Raw genomic sequence first — 16012 nt, 5'->3', positions numbered from 1 at the left:
GCTCTCTGAGTGCGTGAATCAATGTAGCACGCGCGTGGCGTGAGAGCTAATCCCCTGGGTATTGGGCAAAATTGTCCGGGTAAAGGTCGCGGGTTGGGTGCCCCATGGCAGGGTTTGGCGGCGCCGGTGGTTGAAGGGTGTGCCATGCGGGACCAGCCATGGCGGAAGGGGATTGAGACTGTTGTCGGTGTGGCCAGGGCTGTGGCGGGTCTGGGTGTGGTGGGTTTGAGGGGGCGGGTCTGAGTGTGGTGGGTGAGGGTGCTTTGGGTGGGCGGTGGTGGAAACGGCTGTGAGCGGGCGATTTGTCTCCAGTGGGTAAAGGATATAGTGTTTTCTCTCGCACCACGGTTTGCCTGAACGTTACGTCGAGATAGGCGGTAGGCGAATTGTAGGGCAATGCGGATGTAGCGCAGTTGGTAGCGCATCACCTTGCCAAGGTGAGGGTCGCGAGTTCGAGTCTCGTCATCCGCTCCAAGACTTCTCTTCGGAGAGTCTTTCTTGCAAGTTTATGCTTGTAGCCCGCGCGATTAGCTCAGCGGGAGAGCGCTTCCCTGACACGGAAGAGGTCACTGGTTCAATCCCAGTATCGCGCACTAGGGAACATGCTGTAGTGTGCTCCTAGGAAACCGGGCCTGGTTTTCGAATGCGGATGTAGCGCAGTTGGTAGCGCATCACCTTGCCAAGGTGAGGGTCGCGAGTTCGAGTCTCGTCATCCGCTCTGGTACTCCGGTGCCGACTGAGGCGGTACGCCGCGGTGGAATGGCCGAGTGGTGAGGCAACGGTCTGCAAAACCGTGCACACGGGTTCGATTCCCGTTTCCACCTCAAGTAAACGCACGTCATAGTGCGTGAGCGCGATTAGCTCAGCGGGAGAGCGCTTCCCTGACACGGAAGAGGTCACTGGTTCAATCCCAGTATCGCGCACAAGGAAGCACATGCTAGTGTTTCCGTGATGCAGTCAGTTTGGCTGTTGAATGCGGATGTAGCGCAGTTGGTAGCGCATCACCTTGCCAAGGTGAGGGTCGCGAGTTCGAGTCTCGTCATCCGCTCAAATAAGAGGGCGTTCACGGTTGATGTGAACGCCCTCTTCGTGTTCGGGCCCCGCGTCGTGTGGCGTGCGGAGCCCCTTACTTAAGTGATGTGTCTCATGCTTTGGCTCTAAGCGGAACTTCCCCCAGCTGGCCAGCGACTACTGTCATAACCCGCGCGAATGCTTCTGCCCAGGCGGACGCTGTGCGCGGGTTATTATGAGCAGATAAATGTATGGCACCGGGAAACCCCGGGGCTTGGAGCGTAATAGTAGGAGCCTGTATGAGCATTGTTCGTCGTACCCGTCTGTCCTTTGTTGCTGCGGTGGGGGTGGCATGCATGTGTGCCCCTATAGCAGCGGCGCATGATGCAGTGATCGGCGGCAATGTTATGCAGGACGCCCCGTTGCAGGAATTCCCCAGGGAAATTGTGTTGGAGTTTTCCGGGACTCCCCGGGAAGACTTCAACACATTCGCTGTCAGTGACGTAGATTCCGGCGAGATTCTTTTTGACGCCACCCCCACGGTGGACCAGCGAGAACTGCGCGTGGAAGTCCCGGCTGATATTCAGCCGGGTCCCGGAAACTACCAGGTGGGTTTCTCCATTACCTCGTCTGATGGGCACCCCACCAAGGGCTCAGTGCCGTTTAGCGTAGCCGGGGCCGCGGCCACGGATGCGCAGGAGTCAGCCAGTGGAACAACAACACCCGGAACAGCTGACCCCGCAGCGCAAAACCCGGCCGCCCAAGAACTAGACGGCCTGTCCCTGCCAGCAAAATTAGCCATTGGCCTGGGCGGTATTGCTGCGGTGCTGGCAGTCATTATTCTGCTCGTGGCTCGTGGCCGTAAGAACAACTAAGAAAGGCAGCTTTCATGCTGAATAATCGTCTTTTTGCAGTCTCTACTCTGGTATGTGCCGGTCTGGCGCTGGCAGCTTGTAGCCAGGGCGATAGCCTCAATGAGGCTTCGCAAACCCCGGAGGCTTCGGCTGCGGTGAGCACAGAGGCATCGGCAAGCTCGAGTGCCCCGGCAACCTCCAGTGAGCACGCCCATGCCCACGGTGATGTGCACATGCATGGCGCTGTGGTGCGCGCGATGGAGCCAGGCTCTGACATGACGGCAGTGTTTGGGCAGCTGCACAACGGTACTGATGAGGACGTGACCATTACTGCGGTGCGCACCAGCGTGGATGCGGAGATGACGCAAATCCATGAGGTTGTCGACGGCGTGATGCAGGAGCTCAACGGCGGTCTGCACCTGGCGGCAGGCGAGTCCGTGGAGCTGAAACCGGGCGGGCTGCACTTTATGCTGATGGGAGTCAAGGAGCCGGTGATGGCGGGGGAGACCGTCACGCTGACTCTGGTGACTGCAGATGGCCAGAGCATTGAAATCGGCGAGGTGCCCGTGCGCGACATGGGCGCTGGTGCCGAGGGCTATGACGACATGCACCACGGCGATCACGGTCACGGCGATCACGGGCACGCCGATCACAAGCACTAGCTAAAGGAGGCGCTGGACAATGGCTCAACGGGTTAACCGCCGTACGGTGTTGGCAGGTTCGGCACTGGGGGTGGGCGCCCTGGCAGCTGGGTGCAGCGCTGAGGGGGCACGGAGGCAGGCAGGTGGTAATGGGGCTGCAGAGTCTGCCGATGCCCCCGCCCCCGCACCGTCTTCTGGTTCCCCAGCACAGCTTGCTGGAGCCATTGTGCCCTTTGACGGACAGCACCAAGCGGGAGTAGACACTGCCTCCCAAGCCCACCTAAATTTGGTGGGTTTCAACCTCTTGCCTACTGCTGGGCAGCGGGAGGCGCGCAACCTGATGCGCCTGTGGACAGAGGATGCGCGGGCGTTGTGTACAGCGGAGGCGCCGTTGGGCAGTCTGGAGCCGGAGATGGTGCGCATTCCGGCGAACTTGACCATCACCTGCGGATGGGGAGAAGGATTCTTCCACGCAGCAGGAATTGACGCCCCCGAATGGTTGGGGCCGGTCAAGGAGTTTTCTTTAGACCAGCTGCGCCCGGAGTGGGGACAAACGGATGTCGTGTTGCAGATTTGTGGTGATGACGCCGTGACTACCGCGCACGCCATGCGTCATATGGTGCGTGCGGCTAAGGCTTATGCGGCTGTGGCTTGGGTGCAACAGGGCTTCCTCAATGCTTACGGGGCGCTGGAGAAAGGCGCTACGCCGCGCAACCTCTTTGGGCAAAAGGATGGCACGGTCAATCCGCGCAGCCCGGAGGAGTTTGCGCAGCAAGTGTGGATTCCCCACGGGCGTTTTGCAGGTGGCACTGCGATGGTGGTGCGGCGTATTGCCATGAACCTGGATACGTGGGAGGAGCTGGACCGCACTGCGCGGGAGGTCTCTGTAGGCCGCGATTTGGTTGAAGGCGCTCCGCTGGGGGCGGAGGGAGAGTTTGACCCGGTGGACTTAGAGGCACGCGACCGCTTTGGTTTGCGGGCCATAGACCCCACCTCGCACGTGGCGCTGGCTCACCCACCGGCGCAAGCCCCGGAGCAAAAGCTTTTGCGCAGGCCATATAACTATGACCTGGCGCCGGATGAATTTACCCGGGCTAGTGGGCAGCTGAGCAACGCGGGCTTGGTGTTTATTTGCTTCCAGCAGGACCCGCGCTCACAGTTTGAACCCATTCAACAGCGCCTAAATGATGCCGACCAGCTCAATACCTGGACCACCCACATTGGTTCTTCGATGTATTACGTACCAGCAGGAACCTCGCGTGATACCAGTTGGGGGGAGCACTTGCTCTAGGGGTATGCTGGTCGAAGTCTATGTTGGATTAAGCAGGATCGGCCAGGTATGCCGGCTCTGCGTGAGCGCAAAGGAGCGCAACTAGTCATGGCGGAACTCATCCCCGCGGTACCGATGAATCACCAGCCCTTCACCGTTCCGGCTGGCACCACAGTGGGGCAGGCGATGCGGGAGCTGGAGCTTCCGAACAAGGGCCCGGAAGCCATCGTGGTCGTTCGTGACCAGGAGGGCAAGCTTTTTGATTTGTCCCATACTCCGCAGGAGGATACCGTCTTTACTCCCGTGTCTGCGTGCGAGGAGCAAGGGCGCGCGGTTATCCGCCACTCTGCAGCGCATGTGCTGGCGCAGGCCGTGCAGGCAGAGTTTCCCGGCACCAAGCTGGGCATTGGTCCCGCTATTGATAATGGCTTCTACTATGACTTCCAAACGGAGCAGCCGTTTACGCCGGAGGCTTTGAAGGCCATTGAGAAGCGGATGAAGAAAATTATCAAGCAGGGCCAGAAGTTTGCCCGCGGCGTATATTCCTCCCCGGAGGAAGCCGCGCAGGCGCTGGCCCACGAGCCCTTCAAGCTGGAGCTTATCCAAGATAAGGGCAACGTGGACCCAGACTCTGATGAGGCCACTGAAGTCGGTGCAGGCGAGCTGACGTATTACGATAACGTCAATCCGCGCACCGGGGAGGTGGAGTGGTTTGATTTGTGCCGCGGGCCGCACCTGCCTACCACGAAGTACATTCCGGCGTTTGCGCTGACGCGCTCGTCTGCCGCGTACTGGCGCGGGGATCAGTCCAAGGCTGGCTTGCAGCGTATTTATGGCACGGCGTTCGAGTCGAAGGAGGCCCTGGAGGCCTACCAGCACTTGATTGAAGAGGCCGAAAAGCGCGACCACCGTCGTCTGGGACAAGAACTGGATTTGTTCTCTTTCCCAGAAGAGATTGGTTCTGGCTTCCCGGTCTTTCACCCCAATGGGGCCATTGTGCGCATGGAGATGGAAGAGCACTCCCGCCGGCGCCACATCGCGGATGGGTATTCCTTTGTCTCTACCCCGCACATCACCAAGGGGGCGCTGTTTAAGAAATCTGGACACCTGGATTTCTATGCGGATGGCATGTTCCCGCCCATGGAGCTCGACGGCGAGTACGACGCGGAAGGCAACTGCGTGAAGCAGCCGCAGGACTACTACGCCAAGCCCATGAACTGCCCCATGCACAACTTGATCTTTGCCTCCCGGGGTCGTTCTTATCGCGAGCTGCCGCTGCGCCTGTTTGAGTTTGGCACGGTGTATCGCTATGAGAAGTCCGGTGTGGTCCATGGACTGACTCGCGCTCGCGGTTTTACCCAGGATGACTCCCATATCTACTGCACCCCGGAGCAGTTGGAAGAGGAGTTGACTAAGGTCCTCGATTTCATCATCTCCTTGCTGAAAGATTACGGGTTGAACGATTTCTACCTCGAGTTGTCTACCAAGGATCCGAATAAGTATGTGGGGTCGGATGAGATTTGGGAGCGCTCCACCCAAACGCTGCAAGCGGTAGCGCAGAAGTCTGGACTGGAGTTGGTCCCGGACCCGGCCGGTGCGGCTTTCTATGGTCCTAAGATCTCTGTGCAGGCGCGCGACGCCATTGGGCGTACGTGGCAGATGTCTACGGTTCAGCTGGATTTCAACTTGCCGGAGCGCTTTGAGCTGGAATATACCGCTTCCGACGGATCCAAGCAGCGCCCAATTATGATTCACCGCGCGCTCTTTGGTTCCATTGAGCGCTTCTTCGGAGTCCTGCTGGAGCACTACGCTGGCGCTTTCCCGGCATGGCTGGCCCCCCACCAGGTGGTGGGCATTCCGGTGGCGGACGACTTTGCCCCCCACCTGGAGGCCGTGGCAGCCCAGTTGCGCGAGCGCGGAATCCGGGCGGATGTGGATACTTCTGATGACCGGATGCAAAAGAAGATCCGCAACCACACCACCGGCAAGGTTCCGTTTATGCTGCTGGCCGGTGCGCGTGATGTGGAGGCGGGGGCAGTGTCTTTCCGCTTCCTTGATGGCACACAGGTCAACGGAGTGCCGGTGGTAGAGGCAGTGGACATTATTGAGCGCTGGATTCGCTCCCGCGACAATAGTGCCCCGAGCGCGGAAAGTATCTCCGCACTGCGGTAGGAAGGAAGCGCCAACGGTGGCAGAGAAAACTGACTGTGCAGACGTGACGGAACGTACGGACAAGCCCACCTACGTGGACCAGGGCGTAGGGGTGCCAGACCGCTTGGAGCGGCTGTGGGCGCCCTATCGCATGAGCTACATCACCCGTGAGGGTGGCAAGGCTGACGTTCCGGCCTCAGCCCGGAATCCCTTCGTGGAGATTCCGCAGCTTAGCGATGAAGAAGGCCTCATCGTTGCCCGCGGCCAGTGGGTGTATTGCGTGCTCAACTTGTACCCCTATAACGCAGGGCACATGATGGTGGTGCCTTACCGTCAGGAGTCCGAGCTGGAGAACTTAACGTCCGAAGAATCTCACGAGCTCTTTGCGTTTGCGCAGGCGGCTATCCGGGTGCTCAAGCGGGTCTCTGGGCCGGATGCGGTCAATGCTGGGTTTAACCTGGGCCGTTCGTCTGGCGGGTCTGTCTCTGCCCACTTGCATATGCATATCGTGCCGCGCTGGAATGGGGATTCGAATTTTATGACCATCGTTGATGGCGTCAAGGTGTTGCCGCAGTTGTTGCAGGATACCCGTTCGCTGCTGGCTGCTGCGTGGCAAGAGCTTGCCGATGCCGCCGAAATCCCGGGGGTGGCCCGTGCTTAGCGTGCATGGCCGCAAGCCGGCTGCGGTGGTGGTAGAGCCGGTTGCCCGCTGTTTTTTGAAGCTGGGTTTGACCCCGAATGCGGTGACGGTAATTGGCACGGTGGTCACGGTGGCGATTGCGGTGGTGTTGATTCCTCTGGACCATCTGGTGGCCGCCGCCGTGCTCTCCGGGCTCTTTGCCGCCTTTGACATGCTCGATGGAACCATGGCGCGAATGACTACTGGTGGTTCGCGTTTTGGTGCGACATTGGATGCCACCTGTGATCGGATTACCGACGGCGCATTGTTTGCGGCTATAGCGATGTGGTTGGTCTACGTCGACAACGCCCACCCTGCGACGGTGGCTGCTTGCTTGGCGGTGCTGGTGTTTTCCCAGGTTATTTCTTATGTCAAGGCTAGAGGCGAGGCTTCCGGTTTTGACATGGTGGGCGGATTGGTCGAGCGCCCAGAACGGCTGATTATTGGCTTGGTGGGTATTGGCTTGGAGGGCTTTGGGGTGCCCTGGGCCATAGAGGTCGCACTGTGGGTCCTGGTGGTGGGCTCTGCGTTTACGGTAGCCCAACGTTTGTTGCTGGCACAGCGCCAAGACACCCCAGCCCGTTTCAGGGAAGACGTCTAGATGGGGCTGCGGGCGGCTTTTGATAAGCAGATTTTGGTCTCTCTGGCCTACCGCGCCGGATGGGCGGTAGTGCGCTGGTTACCGCGGCCCCTAGCTCACGGGCTGTTCCGGGTTGCTGCCGATGTGGTATCCCACGGCGGCAAGGGACCAGAGCAGTTGCGCCGCAATTTGGCTCGTGTAGTGGGGCCGGAAAACGTCACCCGAACACTGGTGCGGGATTCCTTGCGTTCCTATATGCGCTACTGGTGCGAGGCCTTCCGGCTTCCCTCCATGCACGCGGATCCCACCTTGTATGCCCAACTTTTAGGGAGCGTGGAGGGCTTGGAGCACCTGGATCGCTCGCTAGCCCAGGGCAAGGGCGTAATTTTAGCGCTGCCGCACTCTGGCAACTGGGATATGGCTGGGGTCTTTTTAGTGGGCCACCAGGGTACCTTTTCTACCGTGGCGGAAAGGCTGCGGCCGGAATCCCTCTTTGAAGCCTTTGTGCGTTACCGCCAAGACTTAGGGTTTGACGTGGTGGCCCTGACGGGTGGGCACAGTCCTTTTGCGCACCTGGAGTATAGATTGCGCGCAGGTGGTGTGGTAGCGCTGTTGGCAGAGCGCGATCTGACGCGCAGCGGGGTCCCGGTGGAGTTCTTTGGGGAGCCAGCCCATTTCGCAGCCGGGCCAGCGGTATTGGCGGCACGTACTGGGGCAGCCCTTCACGTGGTGCACTTATGGTTTGCGCCGGATGGCTGGGGTATGAAGGTGTCTGCTCCTGTGGAGGTGGATTCGGTCGAGTCCACCACGCAACGCATTGCGGACGGCTTTGCGGCGAACATTGCCGCGCACCCGGAGGACTGGCACATGCTGCAGAAGGTGTGGTCCGCGGACCTGGATCCGCGCCGCGGCAAGAGTGGAGCCTAGATTTCATGCGCATTGGACTGGTGTGCCCGTATTCCTTCGATGAGCCCGGTGGCGTTCAGGCCCATATTCTTGACTTGGCCACGGTGTTGTTGGAGCGGGGCCATAGCGTGCAGGTGTTGGGCCCAGCAGCTGCGGAGACTTCTTTGCCCAGCTTTGTGGTCAAAGGAGGCGGGTCGATTCCGATTAGCTACAACGGATCTGTTGCCCGCTTGGCGGTTGGGCCGGGGGTGTTGGCGCGCACGCGCGAGTTCATCCAGGAAGGCAATTTTGATGTGTTGCATATTCACGAGCCGAATTCGCCTAGCTATTCCATGGCTGCGCTGCATGTAGCCACCGGCCCGATTGTGGCTACCTACCACGCCTCTGCGTCACACTCGCGGGCTCTGCGGGCGGCCAAGCCTTTCTTGTCGCCACTGCTAGAGAAGGTCCGCGGTGGCATTGCAGTCTCAGAGATGGCTCGGCGCTGGCAAGTAGAACAGCTGGGAGGGGACCCGATCCTGATTCCCAATGGGGTAGATACCTCCGTGTATGCGGCCGCACGCCAGGAGTCAGTCGGACGTCCAGGCGACACTGGGCATTCCGAGCCTGACCGGGATCAACCGGTGGAGATCGTCTTTTTGGGTCGCCTAGATGAGCCCCGCAAGGGGCTTGACATTTTGCTCAAGGCGGTGGAATTGACCGAGCGGGAGATGCGGGTGACCGTCATGGGGGGAGGCAGCGCGCGCAATGTGCCTGGGGTGGATTTTGTGGGCCGGGTAAGTGACGCGGAGAAGGCCCGCATTTTGGGCCGGGCGGATATTTACGTCGCACCCAACACTGGCGGTGAGAGCTTTGGCATTGTCTTGGTGGAAGCCATGGCCGCTGGTGCTGCCGTGTTGGCCTCAGACCTGGAGGCGTTCGCTGCGGTGTGCAATGTCGATGCCGCCGACGGCACCCCTCCAGCCGGCTTGCTTTTTGCCACTGGGGATAGCGCGGACTTGGCTCTTAAGTTGCGCCAGCTTATTGATAATCCTGCTCAGCGCCATGCGCTGGTTCAAGCCGGTATTGCGCGAGCGCAGACTTACGACTGGGACAATGTCGCGACTGCGGTGCTCCGGGTCTATGAAACTGTCGATGACGGTTCGGGCGTGCGCCTGGGCAGACCCACCAGGAAGCCTCACTCTGGCCGCACGGGCCAGCGCCTAGGGCGGGGGAAGTGATGGAGTTTTCATTTATAGCCCTCGTATTGGTGCTCGTGGTCCTCGCGGTGGCCGCCTGGGCGTACTTTACGGCCACCCGGCTTAACCGCTTGCATATTCGAGTGGACTCAGCCCTGGCAGCGCTGGAGGCTGCGCTGGACCGGCGCGCTGCCGTAGCCGCAGCCTTGGATGTTCGCCTGGAAGTCCCCGCGCGCGCTGCTGAAGAATCCCACATAGTCCAGGGCCACTTCGCGGCGCGATCGCTGAAGGAACGCGAGCTTGCACAGGCAATGAAGCACGCCTTTGTCAGCTATCCACCCCGGCTGGTGGAGGCTGATACGCGCGTGCGCATTGCCCATCGTTTCTACAACGAGGCCGTGGCCGATACCCGAGCGCTGCGCCTGCGACCGGCTGTCCGAGTACTACGACTGGGGGGCACGGCACCCCTGCCGGAGTTCTTTGAGCTCAGTGACTTACGCGAGCAAGCGCAGGCCTAACCCCGCCTAGTTGTTTACGCGAAGCGGTGTCGTTTGAGAATCTGGCGAGGACCCATGTGGCGCCGGGGTACGCAAGGTGGAATACACCAGGGCGGCGCTGAGCAAAGTGAGCATCACGATCAGCACATTGCGCAGCACCAGTGCCACAATGGGGAACACAGAGCCAGGGCCCTGCGGGGCACCCATCATCAACTGGGCATAACCAAACGGGTAAATCTGCATTCCCAGCCCGGCACACACCAGCGCCACGCCTGCACAGGCCCACAGCAACCGCCTTTGGCCGCGGGTCCACCCATCCCGAGTTAGCGCCACCGCCAGCATGGGACCCACCCACACGATGTACTGGGTAGAAAAGACCTTGTTCGCCAGCAGCAGGCCAGCAATCAAAAACAGCACAATCGCCGTCGCGGCATGCGGCGTCCACTGGCCATTGCGGGTGCGCACCAGCGCCCACAGCACCGCGGTGAGGACCACCGCGATCATGGCCCACGAAGACACCGCCAAGGCCGTATCCACCCCCGGGCCAGTGACTTCAAAACTCTTCGACTGCGCATAGGAGGTCACCCACTGTTGCGGATCGTTCCAGTGCTGCACCATCGCCCAGGTAGCCGCGACGGATTCCACCTGTAGCCCGCGCACCGTTTGATAGTCCAGTGGGGAGAGCAGCCGCTGCGGGCCCGCAACCACAATGGCCACCAGGCACAGTGCTGCCATGGTGGCCAAGAAAGCCACCAAGCGCTGCCAGGTTTGCCGCGAGCCCCACCGGCCCACCAAACTTACCGCCAGCACCCCTGGCCACAGCTTCATCATGGTTGCTGCCCCCAAAAACACCCCCGCCCACAAAGGCACTGCGAAGAAGGCCCAGACCGCCCCGCCCACAGCCACCGCCGGGAAGAGATCCAGACGCAGAATAAACACGTGGCCAGTCGCAGCCCCAAAGCACACCCACCACCAAGCAGCACCAGTACGCCAGCGCACAGGGCGGCGCAGTAACAGGGAGAAAAAGACGGCATCGGCAAGCATAATCATCACCACAAACGCAATGATGTAGGCCTGCATATGCTCCCCAATAAACCGGGCTAGCAGCTCGCTGGGCCACGCCCCGAACCAGGGGTATTCCGTCATCGCCGTCGGGTCATCACCATAGACCCCCAGGAAGTAATACATCACGTCCCCAATGGGACCGCGCTCAACCAGGATCAGCCAGGCTAAAAACAGCCGGGAGACCACCCAGGCAGACCACACCGCCGGAGTAGAGCACAACCCCATGGCCAGCACTTCACGCACCCGGGAACCTCGCTCGCCAATGCTAGGAGGGCAGGAGGGGGAACCAGCAGACACGGGGCTCATGCCAGACATAGACATTAAAAAACTCCCCTGCACTCTGGCGTTAGTGCAGCCCTCGGACCACAGGACTGCGGAACAAACGGAAAAACCGGCAGCGCCCAAGTAAACATTTCCGGCCAGGCGGCACCGCGGTGCAACGTGTAAGGAGTCATTATCCATATACTACTTGGCAACCCCTACCACGTAGCGAACGCCAAAGGAACCGTCTGAACGTGCAACTGATAGAAGAAGTCCTCACCGTCATTCCGGACCCGCAGCGCCCCGGGGTCTACCACGGGCCGCAGATTGACTCCGTCATCCCGCGGACCTTTGGCGGCCAGGTGGCCAGCCAGTCCCTGCGCGCAGCCCAGCTGGCGGTTGCTGCCCAGCTTGCCGATACCCCCGCAACGCACCCCACCGACGCCCCAGCCAACCTGCCCCAGGTGCATTCCTTCCACAGCTACTTTGTGGGCCCCGCAGACTCTACCCAACCGCTGGAGCTCCACGTGAGCCAACTGCGCGCCGGGCGATCCTTCAACCACCAAGAAGTCCGCGCCTACCAAGGCACAGGCCACAAAAAGGACCTCAAATACGTGTTGCTGGCCAGTTTCCACCACCCCGGGGATAGTGGCCCCGCCCACCAAGACCGCATGCCGGACGTTGATGACCCAGAAACCCTGGCACCAGTCGATGCCGCCCACGCCAACACCCGCCTGGTCATCGGTGACTGGTCCCAATGGGACATCCGCCCCCAACCCCGCGATGGCCGCAGCAGGGAAAAAGACGGAGCCGTCCAGCGCAATATCTGGTTCCGCAACACCGCCGATCTAGCAGTGTATAGAGACGATGAGGCCTTCCACCGCGCCGGGCTGGCTTACATGGCAGACATGACCATTATTCGCACCGCGCTCATTGGCCACGAGGACCCCAAGGTGCAGATGGCCAGCCTGGATCACACCATCTGGTTTCACAGGCCCGTGCGCATTAATGAATGGATGCTCTATTCCCAAGACTCCCCAGCAGCCGGGGAGGGCACGGGGCTTACCCGCGGCGCAGTCTATAACGCGAACGGGCACCTGCTGGCCACCGTGGCCCAGGAGGGGCTTATTCGGCACCTGCACTAGCGCCTCACCTGCACTAGCGCCTCACCTGCACTAGCGCCTCAGCCGCGCTAGTGATATTGGCGGGGCTGGTGGAGCGCTGGGCGGGTGAAGTCCGTATACTGGCAGCGGTAAAAATTTCCGATGGAAAGGGTAAGGACCATGTCCGGCCACTCAAAATGGGCTACTACCAAGCACAAGAAGGCTGCCAACGACGCTAAGCGTGGTAAGGAATTTGCCAAGCTTATTAAGAACATTGAAGTTGCAGCGCGCACTGGCGGTGGTGACCCTTCCGCAAACCCGACGCTAGATGACATGATCCGCAAGGCCAAGAAGGCCTCGGTACCCAACGACAACATCGAGCGCGCCCGCAAGCGTGGGTCCGGTGAGGAAGCCGGTGGCGCTGACTGGGAGACCATCATGTACGAAGGCTACGGCCCCAATGGCGTGGCCATGCTGATTGAGTGTCTGACGGATAACCGCAACCGCGCCGCCACGGACGTGCGCACCGCTATGTCGAAAAATGGGGGTAACCTAGGTGAGTCCGGCTCTGTGGCATACATGTTCTCCCGCACCGGTGTGGTGCTCGTAGCCAAAGCAGACTTGACGGAGGATGACGTCCTGATGGCTGTGCTCGATGCCGGTGCTGAGGAAGTCAAAGACTTGGGGGAGAAGTTTGAGGTCGTGTGCGCCCCGACGGATCTTCCGGCGGTGCGGGAGGCTTTGGGCGAGGCAGGAATTGAGGTCGATGATTCGGAGACTGATTTCCGTGCCTCCGTGGAGGTCGCCCTGGGCGTAGACGATGCCAAGAAGATCTTCCGGCTCATCGACGCCCTGGAAGACTCCGATGATGTGCAAAATGTCTACACCAACATGGATCTCTCCGATGAGGTCCTGGCACAGCTAGACGCCTAGCACGCAGCCACCGCCACCTGTGGCTGCCAGGTGGCGCGGCGGGGCATCGGAAAGTTCGGAGGGCGCGGTGAGCACGGCTATTACTGGCATGCGGGTAATGGGCATAGACCCAGGCCTGACCCGGTGCGGGCTGTCGGTGGTGCAAGCTGGCAAGGGTCGGGGCGTCATTCCCATCGCGGTGGGGGTGGTGCGTACTCCGGCCGAAGTCCCTGTTCCTGAGCGGCTGCGGCGGCTTTCCGTGGCGGTCAATGAGTGGATGGATGACTACCAGCCGGATGTGGTGGCCATTGAGCGGGTTTTTGAACGCGGCAATGTCTCCACGGTGATGAATACCGCACACGCTGTGGGGGTGCTCATGTTGGCCGCAGCCCAGAGGGGCATTCCGGTGCATAACTACACCCCCTCGGAGGTAAAGAAAGCCATCTCTGGCAATGGGCGTGCGGATAAAAAGCAGATGACGGCCATGATTACTCGGATTCTGGGTCTAAGCGAGGCCCCAAAGCCTGCCGATGCCGCCGACGCCCTAGCCTTGGCCGTCTGCCACTGCTGGCGCGCTCCCTTCTTGGCCCGGATGGGGCCGGGTACTGCGCATAATGCGCCGCGGAACTAAGGTGGCTAGGAAGGTCCACGGGACTAGAGATATTTATTACCCCTTGAAGGAAAACCATGATTGCTTCTTTGCGCGGAGACGTTGTATCAATTGGACTGGACCACGCCGTGATTGAGTGCGCGGGGGTGGGCTACCGGTTCTTGGCTACTCCAGCAACTTTGGCTACGCTGCGCCGTGGGGAGGAAGCCCGGGTGCTCACCAGCCTGGTGGTCAAGGAAGATTCCATGACCTTGTTCGGGTTTAGCAGCGACGATGACCGCGCAATGTTCCACATCCTGCAGACCGTGACTGGGATGGGCGCCAAGCTGGCGGTGGCGGCGCTGTCGGTATTCCGGGCCGCAGACCTGGCCGCAGCTATTGTGGCCGGGGAGGTCAAGACTCTACAAACCATCCCCGGTGTTGGGAAGAAGATGGCGGAGCGCATGGCTTTGGAGCTCAAGGACAAGGTCGCGCCCTTTGCCCCTGCAGAGTCTGCTGATGCCCCCGTTACGCCCGGTGTTGCTCCTGCCGGGGCTAGCACCGTGGTGGAGCAGGTGGTGGAAGCCCTGGTGGGCTTGGGCTTTACCGACAAGGCGGTGCGCGCCACAGTAAGCAGCCTGGTGGAGGCGCAACCCGAGGCGGAGACCTCCGTAATCTTGCGGAGTGCGCTCGTGGAGCTGGGACGCAGGAAGTAATAAGCGCAGAAAACAATCCAGGGATGAGCAGATGAGCGATATTGAAAAGACGGAGTTTTCCGTACCGGATGGGCTGGCGCCTGCCCACAAGCCTGCCGGTATTGAGCGAAACGCGGATGTGGATGCGAGCGCGCTGGCAGGGGAGCAGGAAGTAGAACGTGCGCTGCGGCCGAAGTCTTTGCAGGAGTTCATTGGCCAACCCAAGGTGCGTGAACAGCTTTCCCTGGTGCTAACGGGGGCGAAGAATCGCGGAGTAACCCCGGACCACGTGCTGTTGTCTGGTCCGCCGGGGCTGGGTAAGACCACGATGGCGATGATCATTGCCCAGGAACTAGGGACGTCTTTGCGTATGACTTCTGGTCCGGCGCTGGAGCGTGCGGGGGATTTGGCGGCCATGCTGTCGAATCTGATGGAAGGCGATGTGCTCTTTATTGATGAGATTCACCGCATTGCCCGTCCAGCAGAGGAGATGCTCTACATGGCTATGGAGGATTTCCGCATTGATGTCATCGTGGGCAAAGGCCCGGGAGCTACCTCCATTCCGTTGGATATCCCGCCGTTTACACTAGTGGGGGCGACCACCCGGGCGGGTATGCTGACGGGCCCGTTGCGCGACCGCTTTGGGTTTACCGCGCAGATGGAGTTTTATGGAACGGAGGACTTGACCAGGGTGATTACCCGGGCGGCCCGGATTTTGGATGTGGACATTGATGACGACGCCGCAGTAGAAATCGGCTCGCGATCGCGTGGAACCCCGCGTATTGCCAACCGTTTGCTGCGCCGTGTGCGCGACTACGCAGATGTGATGGGAAATGGCCACATTGACCTGCAGGCAGCCCAAGGGGCGTTGGAGGTCTTTGACGTTGATGAGCGCGGCTTAGACCGTCTGGACCGGGAGGTGCTTCACGCCCTGGTGGTGGGCCACGGCGGTGGGCCCGTGGGCGTGAACACCCTCGCGGTTGCCGTGGGGGAGGAGCCATCTACCGTGGAAGAGGTCTGCGAGCCCTACCTGGTGCGTGCCGGGATGGTCGCGCGTACCGGTCGCGGGCGCGTGGCCACCGCAAGTGCCTGGCAGCACCTGGGCTTGACGCCGCCGGAAGGTACCATCGGGCAAGGGCTGTTCTAATCTGGCACACTGGTTAGCTATGGACGGATTAATACTTATCGCCATTCTGGCCGTTTTGTTCCTGCCCTACTTCTTCCTCATGCGCAAACAGCGCGCCGCACAAAAGAAGGTCCTTGACTTCCAAGCCAGCCTGCACCCGGGACAGCGCGTGGTCACCGCAGGGGGTTTCCACGCCACCGTTGTGGGGTTGGATACTCTGTGCGCACAGCTCGAGATTGCCCCCGGCGTAGTCGCTACGGTGGAGCGCACGGCCATCATCCGCCCTGAAGAGGAAGCCCAGGCCGCCGAGGCTGAAGATCCAGGGCGTCCGGAGGGGCATCGGGAAGATCTGTAAGACCGGGAAGGATAGGCTGCCAGACTTTCTGCCAGGCTTTTTGGCCAGGCTTCCCCGCCAGATTTCTAGCCAGCGTGAACATTTCAGCCGTTGCACTGATCACAGTGCGGCGGCTTTCTTAGGTGCTTTTTACTTTCGC

General features: G+C 60.7%; 16 protein-coding genes and 6 tRNA genes. 21 read left to right on the top strand and 1 reads right to left on the bottom strand.

What is annotated here, in order from left to right; genetic code table 11:
• The first annotated feature begins 398 nt into the window (after positions 1-398).
• The 15 genes from G7Y31_RS06580 to G7Y31_RS06510 all read left to right on the top strand — a co-directional run bounded on the left by G7Y31_RS06580 (position 399) and on the right by G7Y31_RS06510 (position 9788).
• Positions 399-474 (top strand) — tRNA-Gly (locus G7Y31_RS06580).
• Between the two features lie 47 nt (positions 475-521).
• Positions 522-593, top strand: a tRNA-Val gene (locus G7Y31_RS06575).
• 52 nt (positions 594-645) lie between these two features.
• Positions 646-718 (top strand) — tRNA-Gly (locus G7Y31_RS06570).
• 35 nt (positions 719-753) lie between these two features.
• Positions 754-824 (top strand) — tRNA-Cys (locus tag G7Y31_RS06565).
• A gap of 27 nt (positions 825-851) precedes the next feature.
• Positions 852-923 (top strand) — tRNA-Val (locus G7Y31_RS06560).
• Positions 924-975: 52 nt separating this feature from the next.
• A tRNA-Gly gene (locus tag G7Y31_RS06555) sits at positions 976-1048 on the top strand.
• A gap of 262 nt (positions 1049-1310) precedes the next feature.
• Positions 1311-1886 carry a copper resistance CopC family protein gene (locus G7Y31_RS06550; RefSeq protein ID WP_165006302.1) on the top strand — a complete coding sequence of 192 codons (576 nt, stop codon included), beginning with the start codon at positions 1311-1313 and terminating at the stop codon, positions 1884-1886.
• 14 nt (positions 1887-1900) lie between these two features.
• Positions 1901-2527, top strand: a complete 627-nt coding sequence (locus G7Y31_RS06545; RefSeq protein WP_165006299.1) for a copper chaperone PCu(A)C — start codon at positions 1901-1903, stop codon at positions 2525-2527.
• A gap of 19 nt (positions 2528-2546) precedes the next feature.
• The gene (locus G7Y31_RS06540; protein WP_165006296.1) at positions 2547-3797 is read left to right on the top strand and encodes a Dyp-type peroxidase; all 1251 of its coding nucleotides are present in this window, start codon (positions 2547-2549) and stop codon (positions 3795-3797) included.
• An 87-nt stretch (positions 3798-3884) separates the two neighbouring features.
• A complete protein-coding gene (thrS, locus tag G7Y31_RS06535; protein ID WP_165006292.1) occupies positions 3885-5948 on the top strand; it encodes a threonine--tRNA ligase in 2064 nt (687 codons plus the stop codon).
• A 43-nt stretch (positions 5949-5991) separates the two neighbouring features.
• Complete coding sequence (locus G7Y31_RS06530) at positions 5992-6588, top strand: ATP adenylyltransferase (protein ID WP_280527305.1); 597 nt, start codon at positions 5992-5994, stop codon at positions 6586-6588.
• A complete protein-coding gene (gene pgsA / locus G7Y31_RS06525) occupies positions 6581-7207 on the top strand; it encodes a phosphatidylinositol phosphate synthase (protein WP_165006289.1) in 627 nt (208 codons plus the stop codon). The genes G7Y31_RS06530 and pgsA overlap by 8 nt, the downstream gene beginning before the upstream one ends.
• Positions 7208-8113 carry a phosphatidylinositol mannoside acyltransferase gene (locus tag G7Y31_RS06520; protein ID WP_165006285.1) on the top strand — a complete coding sequence of 302 codons (906 nt, stop codon included), beginning with the start codon at positions 7208-7210 and terminating at the stop codon, positions 8111-8113. It begins immediately after the preceding gene.
• 5 nt (positions 8114-8118) lie between these two features.
• Positions 8119-9312 carry a glycosyltransferase family 4 protein gene (locus G7Y31_RS06515; RefSeq protein ID WP_165006282.1) on the top strand — a complete coding sequence of 398 codons (1194 nt, stop codon included), beginning with the start codon at positions 8119-8121 and terminating at the stop codon, positions 9310-9312.
• Entirely contained in the window at positions 9312-9788 is a 477-nt protein-coding gene (locus G7Y31_RS06510) for a hypothetical protein (protein ID WP_165006279.1), read from the top strand. Before G7Y31_RS06515 ends, G7Y31_RS06510 begins: the two co-directional genes overlap by 1 nt.
• A gap of 6 nt (positions 9789-9794) precedes the next feature.
• On the opposite strand, the gene G7Y31_RS06505 is transcribed toward G7Y31_RS06510, so the two are convergent.
• A complete protein-coding gene (locus G7Y31_RS06505; protein WP_244977356.1) occupies positions 9795-11153 on the bottom strand; it encodes a glycosyltransferase family 87 protein in 1359 nt (452 codons plus the stop codon).
• 194 nt (positions 11154-11347) lie between these two features.
• Between G7Y31_RS06505 and G7Y31_RS06500 the strand changes: the two genes are divergently transcribed.
• From G7Y31_RS06500 to yajC, 6 genes are all read left to right on the top strand, one after another.
• The gene (locus G7Y31_RS06500) at positions 11348-12238 is read left to right on the top strand and encodes an acyl-CoA thioesterase (protein ID WP_235923026.1); all 891 of its coding nucleotides are present in this window, start codon (positions 11348-11350) and stop codon (positions 12236-12238) included.
• 138 nt (positions 12239-12376) lie between these two features.
• A complete protein-coding gene (locus G7Y31_RS06495) occupies positions 12377-13129 on the top strand; it encodes a YebC/PmpR family DNA-binding transcriptional regulator (protein WP_165006276.1) in 753 nt (250 codons plus the stop codon).
• 88 nt (positions 13130-13217) lie between these two features.
• Positions 13218-13739 carry a crossover junction endodeoxyribonuclease RuvC gene (gene ruvC / locus G7Y31_RS06490; RefSeq protein WP_165006957.1) on the top strand — a complete coding sequence of 174 codons (522 nt, stop codon included), beginning with the start codon at positions 13218-13220 and terminating at the stop codon, positions 13737-13739.
• A gap of 56 nt (positions 13740-13795) precedes the next feature.
• Positions 13796-14413: a Holliday junction branch migration protein RuvA gene (ruvA, locus tag G7Y31_RS06485; protein WP_165006273.1), complete on the top strand. Its 618-nt coding sequence runs from the start codon at positions 13796-13798 to the stop codon at positions 14411-14413.
• A gap of 31 nt (positions 14414-14444) precedes the next feature.
• Entirely contained in the window at positions 14445-15539 is a 1095-nt protein-coding gene (gene ruvB / locus G7Y31_RS06480; protein WP_165006270.1) for a Holliday junction branch migration DNA helicase RuvB, read from the top strand.
• 19 nt (positions 15540-15558) lie between these two features.
• The gene (gene yajC, locus G7Y31_RS06475) at positions 15559-15873 is read left to right on the top strand and encodes a preprotein translocase subunit YajC (protein ID WP_165006267.1); all 315 of its coding nucleotides are present in this window, start codon (positions 15559-15561) and stop codon (positions 15871-15873) included.
• Positions 15874-16012: the final 139 nt, after the last annotated feature.

It is taken from the genome of Corynebacterium lizhenjunii, from assembly GCF_011038655.2.
GTDB lineage: Bacteria > Actinomycetota > Actinomycetes > Mycobacteriales > Mycobacteriaceae > Corynebacterium > Corynebacterium lizhenjunii.
The sequence above is the reverse complement of the archived record's forward strand: the minus strand, read 5'-3'. Positions and strand labels throughout refer to the sequence as shown.

Coding starts and splice junctions, on each gene's coding strand:
- G7Y31_RS06520 (WP_165006285.1), top strand. CDS start 7,208: ATGGGGCTGCGGGCGGCTTTTGATAAGCAGATTTTGGTCTCTCTGGCC.
- G7Y31_RS06510 (WP_165006279.1), top strand. CDS start 9,312: ATGGAGTTTTCATTTATAGCCCTCGTATTGGTGCTCGTGGTCCTCGCG.
- G7Y31_RS06545 (WP_165006299.1), top strand. CDS start 1,901: ATGCTGAATAATCGTCTTTTTGCAGTCTCTACTCTGGTATGTGCCGGT.
- yajC (WP_165006267.1), top strand. CDS start 15,559: ATGGACGGATTAATACTTATCGCCATTCTGGCCGTTTTGTTCCTGCCC.
- G7Y31_RS06540 (WP_165006296.1), top strand. CDS start 2,547: ATGGCTCAACGGGTTAACCGCCGTACGGTGTTGGCAGGTTCGGCACTG.
- ruvC (WP_165006957.1), top strand. CDS start 13,218: ATGCGGGTAATGGGCATAGACCCAGGCCTGACCCGGTGCGGGCTGTCG.
- thrS (WP_165006292.1), top strand. CDS start 3,885: ATGGCGGAACTCATCCCCGCGGTACCGATGAATCACCAGCCCTTCACC.
- G7Y31_RS06495 (WP_165006276.1), top strand. CDS start 12,377: ATGTCCGGCCACTCAAAATGGGCTACTACCAAGCACAAGAAGGCTGCC.
- ruvB (WP_165006270.1), top strand. CDS start 14,445: ATGAGCGATATTGAAAAGACGGAGTTTTCCGTACCGGATGGGCTGGCG.
- G7Y31_RS06550 (WP_165006302.1), top strand. CDS start 1,311: ATGAGCATTGTTCGTCGTACCCGTCTGTCCTTTGTTGCTGCGGTGGGG.
- G7Y31_RS06515 (WP_165006282.1), top strand. CDS start 8,119: ATGCGCATTGGACTGGTGTGCCCGTATTCCTTCGATGAGCCCGGTGGC.
- ruvA (WP_165006273.1), top strand. CDS start 13,796: ATGATTGCTTCTTTGCGCGGAGACGTTGTATCAATTGGACTGGACCAC.
- G7Y31_RS06505 (WP_244977356.1), bottom strand. CDS start 11,153: ATGTCTATGTCTGGCATGAGCCCCGTGTCTGCTGGTTCCCCCTCCTGC.